The 16,534-nt window shown below is 64.1% G+C and carries 17 protein-coding genes; 11 read left to right on the top strand and 6 right to left on the bottom strand.

Translation table 11 applies throughout. The features are described 5' to 3' along the window. Positions 1-60: 60 nt before the first annotated feature. Positions 61-2,148: a putative bifunctional diguanylate cyclase/phosphodiesterase gene (locus tag ABIA96_RS23785; RefSeq protein ID WP_354139477.1), complete on the bottom strand. Its 2,088-nt coding sequence runs from the start codon at positions 2,146-2,148 to the stop codon at positions 61-63. Between the two features lie 605 nt (positions 2,149-2,753). Between ABIA96_RS23785 and mepA the strand changes: the two genes are divergently transcribed. From mepA to modC, 5 genes are all read left to right on the top strand, one after another. Continuing rightward, a complete protein-coding gene (gene mepA, locus ABIA96_RS23780) occupies positions 2,754-3,698 on the top strand; it encodes a penicillin-insensitive murein endopeptidase (protein WP_354139571.1) in 945 nt (314 codons plus the stop codon). 283 nt (positions 3,699-3,981) lie between these two features. Next, complete coding sequence (locus tag ABIA96_RS23775; protein WP_354139476.1) at positions 3,982-4,485, top strand: hypothetical protein; 504 nt, start codon at positions 3,982-3,984, stop codon at positions 4,483-4,485. Between the two features lie 195 nt (positions 4,486-4,680). After that, complete coding sequence (gene modA / locus ABIA96_RS23770) at positions 4,681-5,466, top strand: molybdate ABC transporter substrate-binding protein (RefSeq protein WP_354139475.1); 786 nt, start codon at positions 4,681-4,683, stop codon at positions 5,464-5,466. A gap of 26 nt (positions 5,467-5,492) precedes the next feature. After that, positions 5,493-6,188 carry a molybdate ABC transporter permease subunit gene (modB, locus tag ABIA96_RS23765; RefSeq protein ID WP_354139474.1) on the top strand — a complete coding sequence of 232 codons (696 nt, stop codon included), beginning with the start codon at positions 5,493-5,495 and terminating at the stop codon, positions 6,186-6,188. Positions 6,189-6,190: 2 nt separating this feature from the next. Continuing rightward, a complete protein-coding gene (gene modC / locus ABIA96_RS23760) occupies positions 6,191-6,853 on the top strand; it encodes a molybdenum ABC transporter ATP-binding protein (RefSeq protein WP_354139473.1) in 663 nt (220 codons plus the stop codon). Positions 6,854-6,967: 114 nt separating this feature from the next. On the opposite strand, the gene ABIA96_RS23755 is transcribed toward modC, so the two are convergent. After that, the gene (locus ABIA96_RS23755; protein ID WP_354139472.1) at positions 6,968-8,761 is read right to left on the bottom strand and encodes a potassium/proton antiporter; all 1,794 of its coding nucleotides are present in this window, start codon (positions 8,759-8,761) and stop codon (positions 6,968-6,970) included. Between the two features lie 256 nt (positions 8,762-9,017). Between ABIA96_RS23755 and ABIA96_RS23750 the strand changes: the two genes are divergently transcribed. The 5 genes from ABIA96_RS23750 to ABIA96_RS23730 all read left to right on the top strand — a co-directional run bounded on the left by ABIA96_RS23750 (position 9,018) and on the right by ABIA96_RS23730 (position 13,827). Further along, positions 9,018-10,328 (top strand): mechanosensitive ion channel family protein, encoded by a 1,311-nt coding sequence (locus ABIA96_RS23750; protein ID WP_354139471.1) that lies wholly within the window; start codon positions 9,018-9,020, stop codon positions 10,326-10,328. A gap of 117 nt (positions 10,329-10,445) precedes the next feature. Then, the gene (gene map, locus ABIA96_RS23745) at positions 10,446-11,264 is read left to right on the top strand and encodes a type I methionyl aminopeptidase (RefSeq protein WP_354139470.1); all 819 of its coding nucleotides are present in this window, start codon (positions 10,446-10,448) and stop codon (positions 11,262-11,264) included. 194 nt (positions 11,265-11,458) lie between these two features. Continuing rightward, positions 11,459-12,172: a RadC family protein gene (radC, locus tag ABIA96_RS23740; RefSeq protein WP_354139469.1), complete on the top strand. Its 714-nt coding sequence runs from the start codon at positions 11,459-11,461 to the stop codon at positions 12,170-12,172. A 68-nt stretch (positions 12,173-12,240) separates the two neighbouring features. After that, positions 12,241-13,602 (top strand): tetratricopeptide repeat protein, encoded by a 1,362-nt coding sequence (locus tag ABIA96_RS23735; protein ID WP_354139468.1) that lies wholly within the window; start codon positions 12,241-12,243, stop codon positions 13,600-13,602. Positions 13,603-13,668: 66 nt separating this feature from the next. Next, positions 13,669-13,827, top strand: coding sequence for a hypothetical protein (locus ABIA96_RS23730; protein ID WP_354139467.1), 159 nt, complete (start codon positions 13,669-13,671; stop codon positions 13,825-13,827). Here the strand turns inward: ABIA96_RS23730 and ABIA96_RS23725 are convergent. After that, positions 13,824-14,210, bottom strand: coding sequence for a VOC family protein (locus tag ABIA96_RS23725; protein ID WP_354139466.1), 387 nt, complete (start codon positions 14,208-14,210; stop codon positions 13,824-13,826). The genes ABIA96_RS23730 and ABIA96_RS23725 overlap by 4 nt on opposite strands. 24 nt (positions 14,211-14,234) lie before the next feature. Next, positions 14,235-14,816, bottom strand: coding sequence for a TetR/AcrR family transcriptional regulator (locus ABIA96_RS23720; RefSeq protein WP_354139465.1), 582 nt, complete (start codon positions 14,814-14,816; stop codon positions 14,235-14,237). Between the two features lie 160 nt (positions 14,817-14,976). Here ABIA96_RS23720 and ABIA96_RS23715 point away from each other — a divergent pair, with 160 nt between their 5' ends. Continuing rightward, the gene (locus ABIA96_RS23715; protein WP_354139464.1) at positions 14,977-15,402 is read left to right on the top strand and encodes a Tautomerase enzyme; all 426 of its coding nucleotides are present in this window, start codon (positions 14,977-14,979) and stop codon (positions 15,400-15,402) included. Positions 15,403-15,462: 60 nt separating this feature from the next. Here the strand turns inward: ABIA96_RS23715 and ABIA96_RS23710 are convergent, their stop codons facing one another. Together ABIA96_RS23710 and ABIA96_RS23705 are read right to left on the bottom strand one after the other, a co-directional pair. Further along, positions 15,463-15,768: a YMGG-like glycine zipper-containing protein gene (locus ABIA96_RS23710; RefSeq protein WP_354139463.1), complete on the bottom strand. Its 306-nt coding sequence runs from the start codon at positions 15,766-15,768 to the stop codon at positions 15,463-15,465. Between the two features lie 157 nt (positions 15,769-15,925). Then, positions 15,926-16,300, bottom strand: a complete 375-nt coding sequence (locus tag ABIA96_RS23705; protein WP_354139462.1) for a hypothetical protein — start codon at positions 16,298-16,300, stop codon at positions 15,926-15,928. Positions 16,301-16,534: the final 234 nt, after the last annotated feature.

The following is a 16,534-nucleotide window of genomic DNA, read 5'->3' as shown; positions in this document are numbered from 1 at the left end:
GCGATCCGACCTCTCCCCGCAAGCGGGGCGAGGTAAGAGGGCAGCGCGCTCCAACGCCGATCACGCCACCAGCGCGGCGTCCTCATCCGGGGCATCAATGCCGCGCTGCGCGACCAAGAGGCTGATGATCTCGGCATTGGGCCGGGCCTTGCTGAACAGAAAGCCCTGGCCTTCGTCGCAGCCCTCGGTACGGAGACAGCTCAGTTCGGCCTCGGTCTCGACGCCCTCGGCGGTGATGATGACGCCGAGGCCTTTGCCGAGGCTGATGATCGAGCGGATGATCGCCTGCGCCTCGCGATTGGCGCCGAGATCGCGCACGAAGGACTGGTCGATCTTGATCTTGTCGAACGGGAAGCTTCTGAGATAGCTGAGGCTGGAATAGCCGGTACCGAAATCGTCCATCGAGATGCGCACGCCGAGCGCGCGCAGCGCATGCAGCGTCGCCAGCACCTGCACGCTCTTCTCCAGCAGCAGCGTCTCGGTGATCTCGAGCTCGAGCCGCCGCGGCGACAGGCCGGAATGCTTCAGCGCGTCCGTCACCATCGAGAGTAGATTGCCACTGCGGAACTGGAGCGGCGACAAATTGACGGCGACGCGAACGTCGTCCGGCCAGGTCGCCGCATCGAGGCAGGCGCGTCGCAGCATCAGGCCGCCCAATGGATTGATCAGGCCCGTCTCTTCCGCGACCGGAATGAACTCGGCGGGCGAGACCATGCCGCGCTCGGCGTGCGGCCAGCGCACCAGCGCCTCGAAACCGGTGATGCGGCCGCTCTGGAGGTCGACCAGCGGCTGGTAATAGGGGCGAAGCACGTCGTTCTGGATCGCATCGCGCAGCTCGACCTCGATCTTGCGGCGGCTCTGGGCTTTCGCATCGAGCGCGGCCTCGAAGAAGGCGAAGGTGCCACGTGCGTCGGACTTGGCGCGCGACAGCGCCATGTCGGCGCTCTTGAGCAGCTTTTCGGAATCGTCGCCGTCACCCGGCGCCATCGCGATGCCGATGGAGGCGCCGATCAGCACGGAATGGCCGTCGAGCAGATAGGGATCGGCGATGGCCTCGAGCAGGCGTTTTGCCAACCCCACCGCGTCTTCCGGCCGGGCCAATCCGCTCTGCACGATCGCGAACTCGTCCGAGTTGAGCCGCGCCAGCGCGTCTTCCTCGCGCAACGTCGAGCGCAGCCGCTTGGCGACGCCGCGCAACAGCTTGTCACCGACCGCGTGACCCAGCGTTTCGTTGACCGCCTTGAAATTGTCGAGCCCGAGCATCAGGACTGCGACCTTCTCGGGGCTGCGCCGCGAATGCTGCAGCATCTCGTCCATGGTCTGGCGCAGCAGATTGCGGTTCGGCAGGCCGGTCAGCCCGTCATGCTGGGCCATGAAAGCAAGCCGCGCTTCGGCGCGCTTGCGTTCGGTAATGTCCATCAGCGCCAGCAGCACGGCCGGCCGCTCGTCATAGGTCAGTTCACGGGAATAGATCGCGAGATCGATCAGCGCGCCGTCGGCCTTGACATGCTTCCAGGTGCGCGCGGCCTGCTCGTCGCCGGACCGATCGGTGGTCCAGGGCGGCTCGCTGTCAAAAGCCTGCAAGGAGCGGATCTTCAGCTTCTCGAACTCGGCGCGCCCATAGCCGTAATGCGCGACCGCGGCGTCGTTGACGCCGAGAATGCGCTCGTCGTCCAGCGCACAGACGATCATGGGGACGGGATTGCCGTCGAACAGCAGGCGGAACGAGGCCTCGCGTTGCTTCAATTCGGTGATGTCGACGCGCAGTCCGACGACGCCGCCGTCATCGGTGCGGCGCTCCTCGATCAGGATGACACGGCCGTCGGACAGCGTCTGCTCGTGGCGCTTGCCGGGCTCGTGGAGCTTCTTCAGCCGCTCGGCGATCCATTCGTCCTCGTGGCCTATGGCTTCCGGATAGTCGCCGCGGGCAACGCCGATGCGCAGCGTGTCTTCGAGGCGCGCGCCTTCCTGGAAGAGATCAGCGGTCTTGCTGTAGATCTCGGAATATTGCTTGTTCCAGAGGATGTAGCGACCATCACGATCGAGGATCACGATGCCCTGCGGCAGCAGGTCGACGGCCTGGCGCAGCCGCTCATGCGATTTGCGGGCTTCGATGATGGCGGCTTCGGCTTCCGCGCGGCTCTGCATGAGCTGGTCGCGTTCAACGGGCGGATGAGCCGCGCGCGCGAATCGCGGCTTGCGCGGCTGTCGGCCGCCCCGGGCAGCCGGCTTGCGCTTTCGCTTTTCTGTTTTTTTGGACCCCAAACTCAACTTCACACGTCCTAGCCGCGCCCAGCGACGCAAGTTTTGCGACAAGGATCTGAAAGAAAAGTAATCCTGGGTGGTCTCGTGCCGCGAGGACGCGCAATGCGGCAGCCCGGAGCCGGAGCGTTTTGCCTGTTTGCGAGGCGCGAGAAACGCAATCGGACGCGTTGAACCTGCTCCCTCGTCGCGATCGATGAGCTCACTGGCGCAAAATTGCGCGCTCGCTTGAATCATTTCCACAATCGCGCGCGATTGCATGCGAGCGGCCGTGATTGCTCACTCCGCGCACGAATTTTGGTCAATGCAACATAGGGTTATCGTGCCGTTAAAAACGAGCTGATCGACGCAAAGAAACCGCCACTTCGGATGACCTTGCTGTTACTCGCGCTGTCGCTGCCGAGCAGCAACGTAAAGACACCGTGAGATCGCGCTTGGCTGAAAGCCTGGTTCTTAACCCTGAGGCGACGATGGGCTATAAGGATGCCAGCATGAGTCCCTGCCGCATCGCCCCCCTCCTGCTTGTCATGACGCTCCTGGCCGCCGGCGGCGCGCTGGCCCAGGACAAGGGCAGCTTGAACCCAAAGCCGTTGCCGCAGCTCGCCAATCCGAACGATCCGCATCTCGGCGCCAAAGAGCTGTTCGCGCGAAAACTGCTGCCCTCGACGGGGCCGGCGCATGTCATCGGCTCCTATGTGAAGGGCTGCATCGGCGGCGCCACGCAGATGCCGCTCAACGGCGACAATTGGCAGGTGATGCGGCTGTCGCGTAACCGCAATTACGGTCATCCCGACATGATCGCGCTGATCAAGCGGCTCGCGGCCAAGGCGCACAAGGACGCGGGCTGGCCGGGCATTTTGGTCGGCGACATCGGCCAGCCGCGCGGCGGGCCGGCGCTATCCGGCCATGCCAGCCATCAGATCGGGTTAGACGCCGACATCTGGCTAACGCCGATGCCGGATCATCGCCTTTCGCGAGAGGAGCGCGAGGAGATGTCCGCGGTGATGATGGTGCGTCCGGACCGGCTCGACATCGATCCGAAAGTGTTCACGCCCGCCCACGTGCTGGTGCTGCGCGACGCGGCGCAGGAGCCGGCGGTGCAGCGCATCTTCGTCAATCCCGCGATCAAGAAGGCGCTGTGCCGCGAGGCCAAGGGCGACCGCGCCTGGCTGTCGAAGATACGACCGTGGTGGGGCCACGACTATCACTTCCACATCCGCATGCGCTGCCCCGCGGGCGCCGGCGAATGCAAGGGCCAGCCGTCGCAATCCGAGGACGAAGGCTGCAAGCCCTCCGATTTCGCCTATTGGTTCAGCGAGGGCGTGCTGCACCCCAAACCGCCGCCGGAGCCGCCGAAGCCGAAACCGCCGATGACGCTGGCGCAGATGCCGGCGGCGTGCAAGGTGGTGCTGCATGCGGCGGATGCGAAGCGGTAGGGCGCGTGGGCCGCAGTACCGCAGCTTCCGCCAGGATCGTAGCCCGGATGGAGCGAAGCGCAATCCGGGAACGCTGACCACTTTGCGCGAAAGACCCGGATTACGCTTCGCTCCATCCGGGCTACGGGCCGGCGACAAGAGAGTGGTTCGCACCATGTGAATGCGCTAGGATTGCCTTGTCGCTCGGCCGTGAGCCCGCGGCATTCCGGGATGCGCATCCCATCTGCCAAGGAAGCCTGACTGCAAGCCCGCGGCCCCCGCGTGGCCAATGATGAGATTCCACATGCGCGTCCTCGCTCTCCTTGCCGTGCTCTCGCTCGGCGCGACCTCCGCTCTCGCTGCGGAGGAACCCAGCGGCTGCGACAAGTTCAAATGGCCGATCGAGCGTGACCGCGCCGCGCTGACTGCGCCGGATCGTGCCAAGCTGGCGTCGGGCAGCGAACAGGCCGCGGTCCCATCATCGGCGATCACGCTCGGGCTGGTCGCGCCTCAGGAGGCAAAGCTGCCGACGCCGCCGGAGCGGGCGCCGAAGGACGGCACCTTTGCCGGCTTCACCAGCATCAAGGCCGCGAAGGCCGGGCTCTACACGATCAGCCTGTCCTCGGGCGCCTGGGTCGATCTGGTCCAGGACGGGCATTTCCTCAAGCCGGTCGCCTTCAGCGGCGCCACCGATTGCAACGGCATCCGCAAGACCATGAAATACAAGCTCTCGGACAAGCCGTTCGTGCTCCAAATCAGTGGCGCCAAGGACAATTCGCTGTCGATTTCGATCCTTCCGGCACAGTAGGCCATCGCCTCAGACAAACGGTCGCCTTTGACCTGAGGCCGCGGCCTGCTATCTTCGAGGCCAGCGATATCCCCGCCGGCCGTAAGCCGTTGCAGGAACACGCGGAACAGTGCTTCCGCCGGTCGCGACTTGAACCCAGCCAACGCCAGATTTGCGCGTGCCTTTGCGCGCGCGGGCTCGCACGGAGCGCCATCCATGTATCGTATTGCCGGACTTTTCACCGCCTTCGTCATGCTCACGGGCACGAGCCTCTCGCCTGCTGCCGCCGAGGACAAGACCATCACTGTGTTCGCCGCGGCGTCGATGAAAAACGCGCTCGACGAGGTCGATGCCGCCTACACCGTCAAGACCGGTGTGAAGATCACCGCGAGCTACGCGGCAAGCTCGGTTCTGGCAAAACAGATCGAGCAGGGCGCGCCGGCCGACGTGTTCGTCTCGGCCGACACCGACTGGATGGACTACGCGGCCTCGAAGAAGACCATCAACGAGCCTTCCAGAGTCAACCTGCTCGGCAACAGCATCGTGCTGATCGCGCCGAAGGATTCCAAAATCGACAACGTCACCATCGCGCATGGCTTCGACCTCGCAAAACTTGCCGGCGACGGCAAGATCGCGACCGGCGACGTCAAGTCGGTGCCGGTCGGAAAATACGCCAAGGCCGCGCTGGAGAAGTTAGGGGCCTGGCAGGCAGCCGAGCCGAAATTCGCCATGGCCGAGAGCGTGCGCGCCGCGCTGACGCTGGTGGCCCGTGGTGAAGCCAATCTCGGCATCGTCTACTCCACCGACGCCAAGGTCGAGCCCGGTGTGAAGGTCGTCGGCACCTTCCCGGCAGATTCGCATCCCGCGATCATCTATCCGGTGGCGGCGACCACGACGGCGAAACCCGAGACCAACGACTATCTCGCTTTCCTGCGCACGTCGACGGCCAAGACCATTCTGGAAAAATACGGCTTCAAATTCCTGATCAGCCCGACAACTTGATCTTTGCGACCTGATTTTTCAACTTGATGCTCGACATCTCTCCCGCCGAATGGACGGCGATCCTGCTCTCGCTCAGGGTCGCCGTCATCGCGACGCTGGTGGCAACGCCGTTCGGCATTGCGCTGGCGTGGCTGCTTGCCCGCAAGGATTTTTGGGGCAAATCATTCCTCGACGCGATGGTGCATTTGCCGCTGGTGCTGCCGCCGGTCGTGACCGGCTATCTCCTGCTCCTCACCTTCGGCCGCCGCGGTCTCGTCGGCGCTTTCCTTGCCGATCATCTCGGCATCGTCTTCGCGTTCCGCTGGACCGGGGCGGCGCTCGCCTGCGGTTTGATGTCGTTTCCGCTGCTGGTGCGCCCGATGCGGCTCTCGATCGAGGCAATCGATCGCCGGCTCGAGCAGGCCGCCGAGACGCTGGGTGCTGCTCCCTTCAAGGTGTTTTTCACGGTAACGCTGCCCTTGGCGCTGCCCGGCGTGCTCGCCGGCATGGTGCTCGGCTTTGCCAAGGCGATCGGCGAATTCGGCGCCACCATCACCTTCGTCTCCAACATTCCCGGCGAGACCCAGACGATTTCGTCCGCGATCTATTCGCTGATCCAGACGCCGGACGGCGATGCGGCTGCGGGACGGCTCGTGATCGTCTCGATTGTGCTCGCACTCGGCGCGTTGATCGCCGCCGAATGGTTCGCCCGCCGCGCCACGCAGCGATTGCACGGGAACTGACCATGCTGCGCGTCAATGTCGAAAAACAGCTCGGCGAATTCTCGCTCTCCGCGTCCTTCGAAAGCGAAGGCCGCGTCACCGGTCTGTTCGGCGCGTCCGGCGCCGGCAAGAGCTCGCTGATCAACATGATCGCGGGCCTGCTCCGGCCCGACCGCGGCACCATCGTCATCGACGGCGATGTCGTCGACGACACCGCCGCCGGCATTCATGTGCCGACCTGGCGCCGCCGCATCGGCTATGTGTTCCAGGATGCGCGGCTGTTTCCGCATCTCAACGTCGCGCAAAATCTCGACTATGGACGGCGGATGAACCGCCTCGCGGTGGATCCGGCGCAGCGCACGCGCGTCGTTGAGCTGCTCGACATCGGCGCGCTTCTCGACCGCCGTCCCGGAAAACTCTCCGGCGGCGAACGCCAGCGCGTTGCGCTCGGCCGCGCGCTGCTGTCAAAGCCGCGCCTGCTGCTGCTCGACGAGCCGCTTGGCGCGCTCGACGAGGCCCGCAAACTCGAGATTTTGCCTTATCTGGTGCGGCTGCGCGACGAGGCCAATGTCCCCATGGTCTATGTCAGCCATGACGTCGCCGAACTGCGCCAGCTCGCGACGCAGATCGTGATGCTCAGGCAGGGCCGAGTGACGTCGTTCGGCGGGGTGAAGGTGCTGACGTAGCAGACCCGTGCCCCATCCCCGTCATTGCGAGCGCAGCGAAGCAATCCAGAATCTTTCCGCGGAGACGGTCTGGATTGCTTCGCTGCGCTCGCAATGACGAGTTCGTGGCTGGCACTATACCCCAGCCACCGAGGTCCACAGCTCCGCAAGCCTGCGTCGTAGCGTCTGGCCACGGGTCAGTGGCGCCGGCGTTTCATCTTCTTCCGGCAGCCGGAGACCGACGACGTTGACGCGGCCGCCGGAAATGCTGCGTGCGACGAGCACGATGGAATCCAACGCGAGCTCGGCACCTTCCTTCGGTGCGCGATCGAGATGGACATCGAAATAATCGGCGAGCGTGAGCTTGCCGTCGTCGTCGCCGACCTTCACGCCGTAGATCTCGGCAAGCTCGGCGAGCGTGTGCTCGCCTGAGACCATGAAGTCGCCAAGCAGATGCGGGTCGGGTGTCGAGCTTGGCTGCATGTCGACGAAAAAGCGATCGAGCGCCTCGGCCTTTTCCGGGGGCGCCAGCAAATAGATGTAGTCGCCGGGCGCGATCGGATCGGCCTCCGTCGGCGTCAAAATGCTCTCTTTGCGGATCACGAGCGTCGGCTTGGACCAGGACGGGATCAGGCCGCGGCGGAAATACAGACTTTTTGGCCGCACCGGATAGCCGACCAGCTGCTGCTCGAGCTGGCCGGGCAGATCAAGCTCGACGCGGCGCGGACCGCGCTCGGCGCGCGGCAGCGCCACGTGCAGCTTGCGCGCGGCCGGTGCCAGCGTCCAGCCTTGCAGCAGCAGCGAGATGATCACGACGACGAAGGCGACGTCGAAATAGAGATAAGCCTTTGACAGGCCGACCAGCATCGGGATCGACGCCAGGAAGATCGCGACCGCGCCGCGCAGGCCGGTCCAGGCAATGAAGATCTTTTCGCGCCAGTTGAAACGGAACGGCGCCAGGCACACGAACACCGCGATCGGTCGTGCCACCAGCATCAGCACGAAGGAGACGCCGATCGCCGGCAGCACGCTGGAGCCCAGCCGGCTCGGCGACACCAGGAGGCCCAGCAGCACGAACATCACGATCTGCGCCAGCCAGGTCGCGGCATCGAGAAACGCCACCACCGAATTATGCGCGCGCGTCGGCCGGTTGCCGATGATGATGCCGGCGATATACACGGCCAGGAATCCGGAGGCGTGCATGATCTGCGAGCCGCCGAAGATCACGAGCGCGGCCGTGGTCACGAATGGCGCGTGCAGGCCCTGCGGCAATGCGACCTTGTTGAGCCCGATGACGACGAGACGTCCGCCCAAGAAGCCGACGACGGCACCCAGCACCGCCTCCTGCAGGAACTCCATCACCACGTGGCCGGGCGAGCTCGAGCCCAGCGAGATGTATTCGACCAGCATCAAGGTGAGGAAGATCGCGAACGGATCGTTGGTGCCGGACTCGGCTTCCAGGGTCGCGCCGACGCGCGGGCGCAGGCGCAGGCCCTGGGTGTGCACCAGCAGGAACACCGCGGCCGCGTCGGTCGAGGCCACCACCGCGCCGACCAGCAGCGACTCCGTCCAGTTCAGATCGAGCGCGAATTTCGCGAACGGTGCCGTGATCAGCGCGGTCAGGAGCACGCCGACGGTCGCGAGCACCACGGAGGGCGCCAGCACGGTGCGGATGCTGGCAAAGCGGGTCTTCAGGCCGCCGTCGAACAGGATCAGGGCCAGCGCCACCGAGCCGACCAGATAGGTCGTGCCGACGTCGCTGAACTGGAGCTGGCCGGGGCCTGAATCACCCGCCAGCATACCGATCGCGAGGAAGACCAGCAGCAGCGGCGCACCGAAGCGCAGCGCGAGCAGGCTCGACAGGATACCGGCCATCACCAGGACGGCGCCGAGCAGAATGGCGATGCTGAAGGAGTCGAGAGAGGCCATCCACCTTCCGGGTACAAATCGCTGGAATTGCATCCTTATCGTCGCAGCACCGGCGCGCCAACCCATTTTCTCCCACTCGCGGCAATCTGCCCGTATTTTGCGGCCTTAACGTGCTTCACTTCGCGGTGTATCGATGGCCCGGCCGCCTGCTTTGTGGGATTCTGCGGCGCTTTCGAATCAAATCCTCCCGCCGCCGCCCGACGAGACCTTTCCAACGAGACCTTTCCAACGAGACCTTTCCAACGAGACCTGCCCGATGGACCTCAAAGACTTCATGGAGTTCGTGCAGACCACCGCGCGCAGCGTCGGGGCGGAAATCGCTTCGCCCTGGTTCTACCTGCAATTCGGCCTCATTCTGGCGGCGGCCGGGATCGCCTATGCCGCGGAAGCCGTCATTCGCAACCGGGTCGACATGACCTCGCTGGCGATGCGCTGGCCGCTGCCGCTCCGCCACTTCGCCCGCGTGATGGTCTCGAGCGGCTCGACGGCGGTGTTCACCCTGCTCGTGATCATCTCTCGCGTGGTGATGTATCACGCAACCTGGCCGAGCCGCAGCTATCTGCTGATGGTCGCCGCCAAGCTGGGACTCGCCTGGCTCGCGATCCGGCTCCTGACCTCGGTGCTGCGCAATGCATTCTTCGTCAAGCTGGTGTCGGTCGCGGCATGGTTCGTCGCGGCGCTGTCCATTCTCGGCCAGCTCGATACCACGGTCGACCTGCTCGATTCCTATGCGATCGTGCTCGGCGGGCTGCGGCTGACGCCACTCCTGGTGCTCAAGGCCGGCGCGCTTCTGATCCTCGCGCTCTGGCTCACCAACATCGCCAGCAATTTCGCCGAGAGCAAGATCAACTCGGCGAGCGACCTGACGCCGTCGGTTCAGGTGCTGCTGGTCAAGATCATCCGCATCGGACTGCTGGCAATCGCAATCGTGATCGCGCTCGGCACTGTCGGCATCGACCTTTCCGCGCTTGCGGTGTTCTCCGGCGCGGTCGGCGTCGGCATCGGTATCGGCCTGCAGAAGATCGTCGCCAACTTCATCTCCGGCATTATCCTGCTCGCCGACAAATCGGTGAAGCCCGGCGATCTCGTCACCATCGGCGACAACACCGGACGCATCAGCGCGATGAAGACGCGCTATATTTCCGTCGCCGCCGGCGACGGTCGCGAGTTCCTGGTGCCGAACGAGGATCTGGTGACGCAGAAGGTCGTCAACTGGACCTATACAGACAAGAACACGCTGGTGAAGATCCTTTTCGGCACCAATTACGACGCCGATCCCAGGCTGGTCTGCAAGCTCGCCATCGAGACCGCGGCCGCCCATCCGCGGGCGCAGAAGGCCAAGCCGCCGAACTGCATCCTGACCGAGTTCGCCGAGGCCGGCATGAAGTTCTCGCTCACCCTCTGGCTCGCGGACCCCGACGGCATGGACAACGTCAAGAGTGACGTGATGCTGGCGCTGTGGGATGCCTTCAAGCGCGAGGGCATCCGGGTTCCCTACCCCGTCCGCGAAATCCGCGTCCGCGGCGGGGCGCTGCCTGTCGAAACCACCGTAGAAGTCCCGAATTGAGCCTGCTTTCGGGCGCATAGCGGATAGGCTAAGCTTGCACGAAGAGCCGCAATCATTAAATTGGGGCCTGAAATCAAGCGTTTCCGCCCGCTCCCAAGCCTAGAAGACCAGACAAGCATGAGCTACGTCGAAGCCACCGATACCTCCCTGCGCAAGACCGGACAGATCAAGCTGCATGGCCCGGCCGCTTTTGCCGGCATGCGCAAGGCGGGTGCCCTGGTGGCGAAGTGCCTCGACGAGCTCACCGACATCGTCGGCCCCGGCGTGCCGACCGATCGCATCGACGAATTCGTCCGCGAGTTCGCCTTCAGCCATGGGGCCTATCCGGCGACGCTGATGTATCGCGGCTATCGCTACTCGACCTGCACCTCGCTCAACCACGTGGTCTGCCACGGCATGCCCGGCGACCGGCCGCTGAAGGAAGGCGACATCGTCAACATCGACGTCACCTTCATCGTCGATGGCTGGTACGGCGATTCCAGCCGGATGTATTCGGTCGGCCCGATCGCGCGTAAGGCCGAGCGGCTGATCGAAGTGACCTATGAAGCGATGATGCGCGGCATCGCCGCGGTGAAGCCCGGCGCCACCACCGGCGACATCGGCCACGCCATCCAGAGCTTCGTCGAGCCGCAGGGCATGAGCGTGGTGCGCGATTTCTGCGGCCATGGCCTCGGGCGCATGTTCCACGACGAGCCGAACATCATCCATATCGGCCGGCCCGGCGAAGGCGTGCAGCTGAAGCCCGGCATGTTCTTCACCATCGAGCCGATGATCAATCTCGGCAAGCCGCACGTGAAGATCCTGTCCGACGGCTGGACCGCGGTCACCCGCGACCGCTCGCTCTCGGCACAGTTCGAGCACTCGGTCGGCGTCACCGCCACCGGCGTCGAGATCTTTACGCTGTCGGAACGGCACGGCGAGAAGCAGATCGGCTGATTGCCGACATCATTGCAGCGCGATCTTGCCGCCCTGTTCGTCGATCCCGCATCCTGACGCCGCAGGCGCGGCATTCGCGTGCCGCACTTCTATTGCTCGGCCTCAGGCAAGATTCTGATCGAAATCCGCATGCCGCCGGACGCCACGACACTTCATGGTTGCAAAACGCGCACCGTACGGCATGGTTGTCGGCGATGCCCGCCAGAACCAAGCCCGACGACAGCAAGCCAGAGGACACGCCGCATTATCTCGGCCATCGCGAGCGGCTGCGCGAGCGCTTCTACAGCGCCGGCGCGGACGCGCTCAACGACTATGAGCTGCTGGAGATGGCACTTTTTCCGGCACTGCCACGGCGCGACACCAAGCCACTGGCAAAGACACTGATCAAGATTTTCGGCTCGTTCGCCGAGGTCGTCCACGCGCCGGTGGCGCGCTTGCGTGAGATCGACGGCGTCGGTGAAGCCGCGATCAACCAGCTCAAGCTGATCGCAGCGGCGGCGCACCGCGTCGCCAAGGGCGAGGTCAACAGCCGCAACGCGCTGTCGTCCTGGAACGAGGTGATCGCCTATTGCCGCACCAGCATGGCCTTCGCCGACAAGGAGCAGTTCCGCCTGCTCTTCCTCGACAAGCGCAACCAGCTCATCGCCGACGAGGTGCAGCAAACCGGCACCGTCGACCACACCCCGGTCTATCCGCGCGAGGTGATCAAGCGCGCGCTCGAACTGTCGGCGACCGCCATCATCCTCGTCCATAATCATCCGAGCGGCGACCCCTCACCCTCGCAGGCCGACATCCAGATGACCAAGGCCATCATCGACATCGCCAAGCCGCTCGGGATTGCCGTGCACGACCACATCATCGTCGGCAAGAACGGGCATGCAAGCCTGCGGGGCATGAAGCTGATATAATCCCATTATGTTGAGATGCATAACACTGCTCGTCCCTGCCATACCGGTGGGCCTCCACGGAGACGATCATGTTGAACGGCCCCAGCGCGGTTCTTTCTTCCGACGAGATCGCCGCGATTGCACGAGACGCCGTCGCAGAGGGACAAGCGGGCCGCAAGCAGGCCGCATCGCAGAAAATACAGCCGCTTCGAAGGACCCAGCGCCACCAGCCTGAGGCGGCCAGGGCGTTGTTATGGATTGTCGACGAACGAAGCCTCGCAAGGGAAGATGCCGCAGACGTGCTTTCAGAGATAGCAAATGCTTACGATGACGACGCTGCTATTCTCTCGGGGCTCGGCCTATGCCTCGAAGCCGTCCGCGACATTGATGATTTGAACGCCGCGGCGCCGGTACACCCAATATTTCGGACGGCGGTCGAGAAGCTGGACCGCTTGGTCAGGCTCTACGAGGGGAAAGCTGAACAGGAACAGATATTGCGCGGGCTAGCAACGGCGGCGCGAATGATGGCGCGCCAGCGGGATACGATCGCCGAGGACAGCCTTCGCAAGCTCACCGAAATCGATCCATGCAAAAGCGCGCACCACTACAATCTGGGGCTTTTCTACAAGACTCGCGGCAGGTTCGCAGAAGGCGTGGCGGCCAACCGGATTGCCGCAAATCTCTCGCAGGAAGTTGTCGACAGCTACGAATGGAATCTTGGTATCTGCGCCACCGGCGCCGGAGACGCCGAGACAGCCTTGGACGTGTGGAAGCGCATGGGGCAAAAAATCGAGGTTGGACGGTTTGGATTGCCGGAGGGCGGATATTCTGGCTGCAAGGTGAAGCTCGCCGAACGTCCCCTCGCGGAGCGGGCGGCAGACTTAGATGACCCAGGCGACGAGGAGACGGTTTGGATCGAAAGGTTAAGTCCGTGCCACGGCATTATACGTAGCGTGCTATACCGCAATCTCGGCGTCGACTATGGCGATGTCATCCTCATGGATGGCGCCCCCATCACGCACCACACCTACGGTGACCAGCAGATACCGGTCTTCCCCCATTTGGCAACGCTTCTGTGTCGGAACTACCAATTCTTCGATTTCGCGGGCACACAGGAGACGGCACGGCAGTTGACCGGCATGAGCGAAGAGCTGGACGGCGACGCCGTCATCTATTCGCACTCGGAGAGCCTCAAGCTTATGTGCGCAAATTGCTGGCGCAATCCTGACATCGATCACGTTGATCACGAGAAAATCGAAAAGCATGTCGTCACCGGACGCATCGCCGTCCCGCCGGACATCGCGCCTGCACGAGTTTTGGAGCTAATCGACAGGGGAATCGAGAAGCGAGCAACTTGCCAGGTCTATGCGCCCGATCTTTGCACAGCAGCAGGACAGTTGGCGCGCGAGCGGATCGACAGACGTCGGTTTGCTCTTCTTACCGACAATTAGTCACACGCGAGCAGTCGGCGCGGGATAAGGCTGATCTAGATCTGAGATTCATTTGGCAGGAACAGCATGAGCGACTGGCTGCACAATCTGCCGGTGCTCCTGATCGCCGCACGATCGCCCGTTTACGGGCCAGATATCGATTTCGCCGGAGCGGCTGCGCCAGATCATGCCGGAGGCGCCGGCGGGACGAAATTGATTAAGCCGGCCGACAGTCTTGGGCGCTAGGCGCGCACCAGCGTACAGTTCAGCATCCATTGCACACCGAAGCGATCGGTGAGCTTGCCGTAATAGTCGCCCCAGGGCTGGATCCCGAGAGGCGTGGTGATCGTGCCGCCTTCGGCGAGACGCGCGAACAGATCAGTCGTTGCCTGCGCATCGTCCATCATCAGGATGTGCGCCGAACCGCGCATCGGCTCGGCATCGTCATTGTCGGATGCGTAGAATTGAATGCCCGGCCCCTCGAATCTCGCATGCAGGATCTTGCCCTGCATCGGTCCGGGGGCGCCGTGACGCTTGATCTCGGTCACCTTGCCGAGACCGCAGGCGGTATAGAAAGCGAGCGCCGGCTCGCAATGCGTCGTGAAGAAGAGATAATTCGACATCTGCATCTGCCGCTATCCGCTTCCAACCCATCAAATCTCGGCACAGGCCTTGAGCGCAGCGGCACGACACGCCGACGCGATCGCCGCGCTGACATCCTTGTCGGCCACGGCCCGCGCCATCGTCACGCCGCCGGACAGGATCGAGAGCAGCGCCCAGGCGCGCGCGCGCCTGTCCTTAGGCAATCGGCCCGGCAAGCCGCCGGCGACCGCGCTCACGACGCCCTCGATCTCGGCCTCGAACACGGTCTTGATTTCGGCGTCTGCGCGCTGCACCTCGGAGGTCAGGCTCTGCAAGGCGCAGCTCGAACCGAGTTCGCAGACCCGCTTTTGCCCGAGATAGAAATCGACGAACGCCGTCACCCATTTGGCACCATGCTCGGCCCGCAGACCTTCGACGCCCTGACGCAGCTCTTCCAGGCCCGTCACCAGCGCGGCCTTGAACGCTTCGCCCTTGGACGAGAAGTGCCCGTAAAACGCACCGGAGGTGACCTCGGCCTCCTTGGCAAGACCGTCGACGCCGATGCCACCATAGCCCTGGCGGCGAAAGCCGCGGCCGGCAGCCGCGACCATGCGCGCGCGCGCCTCTTCCTTGTGTCCGGACTTGTATCGCACCACGACGTCCTTTTTAGATAACGAACGTTATTTTAAGATTGACGACATCGCCCTCGTCGTGCGAATGCAATCACGATCGTTATATAACGATCGCAATATTAACGCAAGCCGCGATCGCAGCCGGCGTTCGCGACGCTCACTCACGAAGGGAGTTTTGGTCATGCCGATCACCGTCGTCGCCACGGATGGCATCTTCAGTGCAGCCGCCGAGAAAACCATGTTCGCCGAACTGACCGCCTCGTTTCTCAGGCACCATGATCTTGCGGGCAACGCGTTCCTGACGCCGAACGTGATCGGCGAGATCAGCACCGTCCCGAAGGGCCGGTCGTTCGCCGGCGGGACGTCAAACGACATCGTCGTGGTCGAATTGAAAGTCCCGTCCTTCGCGCTGGCAGCGCCTGCGCAAAAGGCGGGCTTCATCCAGGAGGCCACCGACATCGCGTTCAGGGCCGCGGAAGGCCGTCATCCGCGCGAGCGGATTTTCGTCAACATGGTCTATGCCGTGGACGGGCTGTGGGGCATTGGCGGCAAGGCCTACACCAATGCCGAGCTCGGCGACGCAGTCGGCCGGACCAGCGCTGCTTAAGGCGCAGCGATCAGACATGAATGCGCCGGCGCGCGTGAGGCGTCGCCGGCGCAACGACATTCAGTAGCAATATCGCGGATCGACCGGGACGTAGCGGCCGTCTGGGCGCTGCAAGTAGCAGCCACGTTGATACGCGTAATAGCCGGACCGGCGACGTTCGCCTTCGGAGGCGATCGCAGCGCCCGTACCGGCGCCGACAACCGCGCCGATGGCAGCCCCACGGCCGCCGCCAAGCGCTCCGCCCACGATCGCTCCGCCGACGCCGCCGAGGATGGCGCCACCGATAGCGTCCTGCGCCACCGCGTCATGGACCGGGATGGCCATCGCGACCGCGAAACATGCTGCAATTCCAAGACGTCGAAGCATCCCTGAACCTCCCATCTGATGCGGCCAGTCATAGCGTTTGGGACGGTCCCGGGCCAGAATAATCGCGCGAATCCGGCACGCTCCCGCCTCTGACGCCACCGGCCAGCCTGTCGCGACAGCCAGCCGATGCCTCAGACCGAGAGTGCGATTGCCGCGACTACGGCGCGACCCAGCGCTGCACGGCTTCCGCTGTGTCGGCAGGCGTCGTGTTGAAGCAGATCGCGGCTTGCGGCGCCAGGCAGTGGACGAGGTTGAGCACCTTCTCGAACAGCAGCAGCCGTTCCTTTGGCTCGCGCAGGCCAGCACCGATGACGATACAATCGAAGCGCTCGTCGCGCAGCGCCGCCGTTACGGCCGCTTCCGCCGCCTCGTCGAGATCGATCAGGCAGCTCGTGACCTCGTAGCCGAGACCGCGCAGGCGCAGCAGCTGCGCTTCGATGTAGTTGCGGACGAGCGCCGGCGTGAGCTGCGGAAACGCGCTGTAGTCTGCACCGCCGGGTTCAATGCCGATTGCGAGGACGCGTTTGGCCATCTCAGGATTCCTTGAGCAGACCGTCTCCAGCGCTAACGGACGGCCGCCCGGCCAGTTCCCGGAGTGCGTGTGGCGACCGCGCGTTCGTGCGTTCGTCCCTGACGTTGCGTCCTTTGACCGCAATCTTTCGCGCTGCACCTGTAAGCCATTTCACATGCACCCCAGCGTTGACCTGCCACATTTGCCGGACCACGCCCAGAGCCCGCGTCCGCCAACGGCGGCACGCGGCTCACG

The sequence above is a fragment of the Bradyrhizobium sp. LB11.1 genome, assembly GCF_040549385.1.
Classification (GTDB): Bacteria; Pseudomonadota; Alphaproteobacteria; order Rhizobiales; family Xanthobacteraceae; genus Bradyrhizobium.
This window is presented reverse-complemented; position numbering and strand designations above follow the sequence as displayed.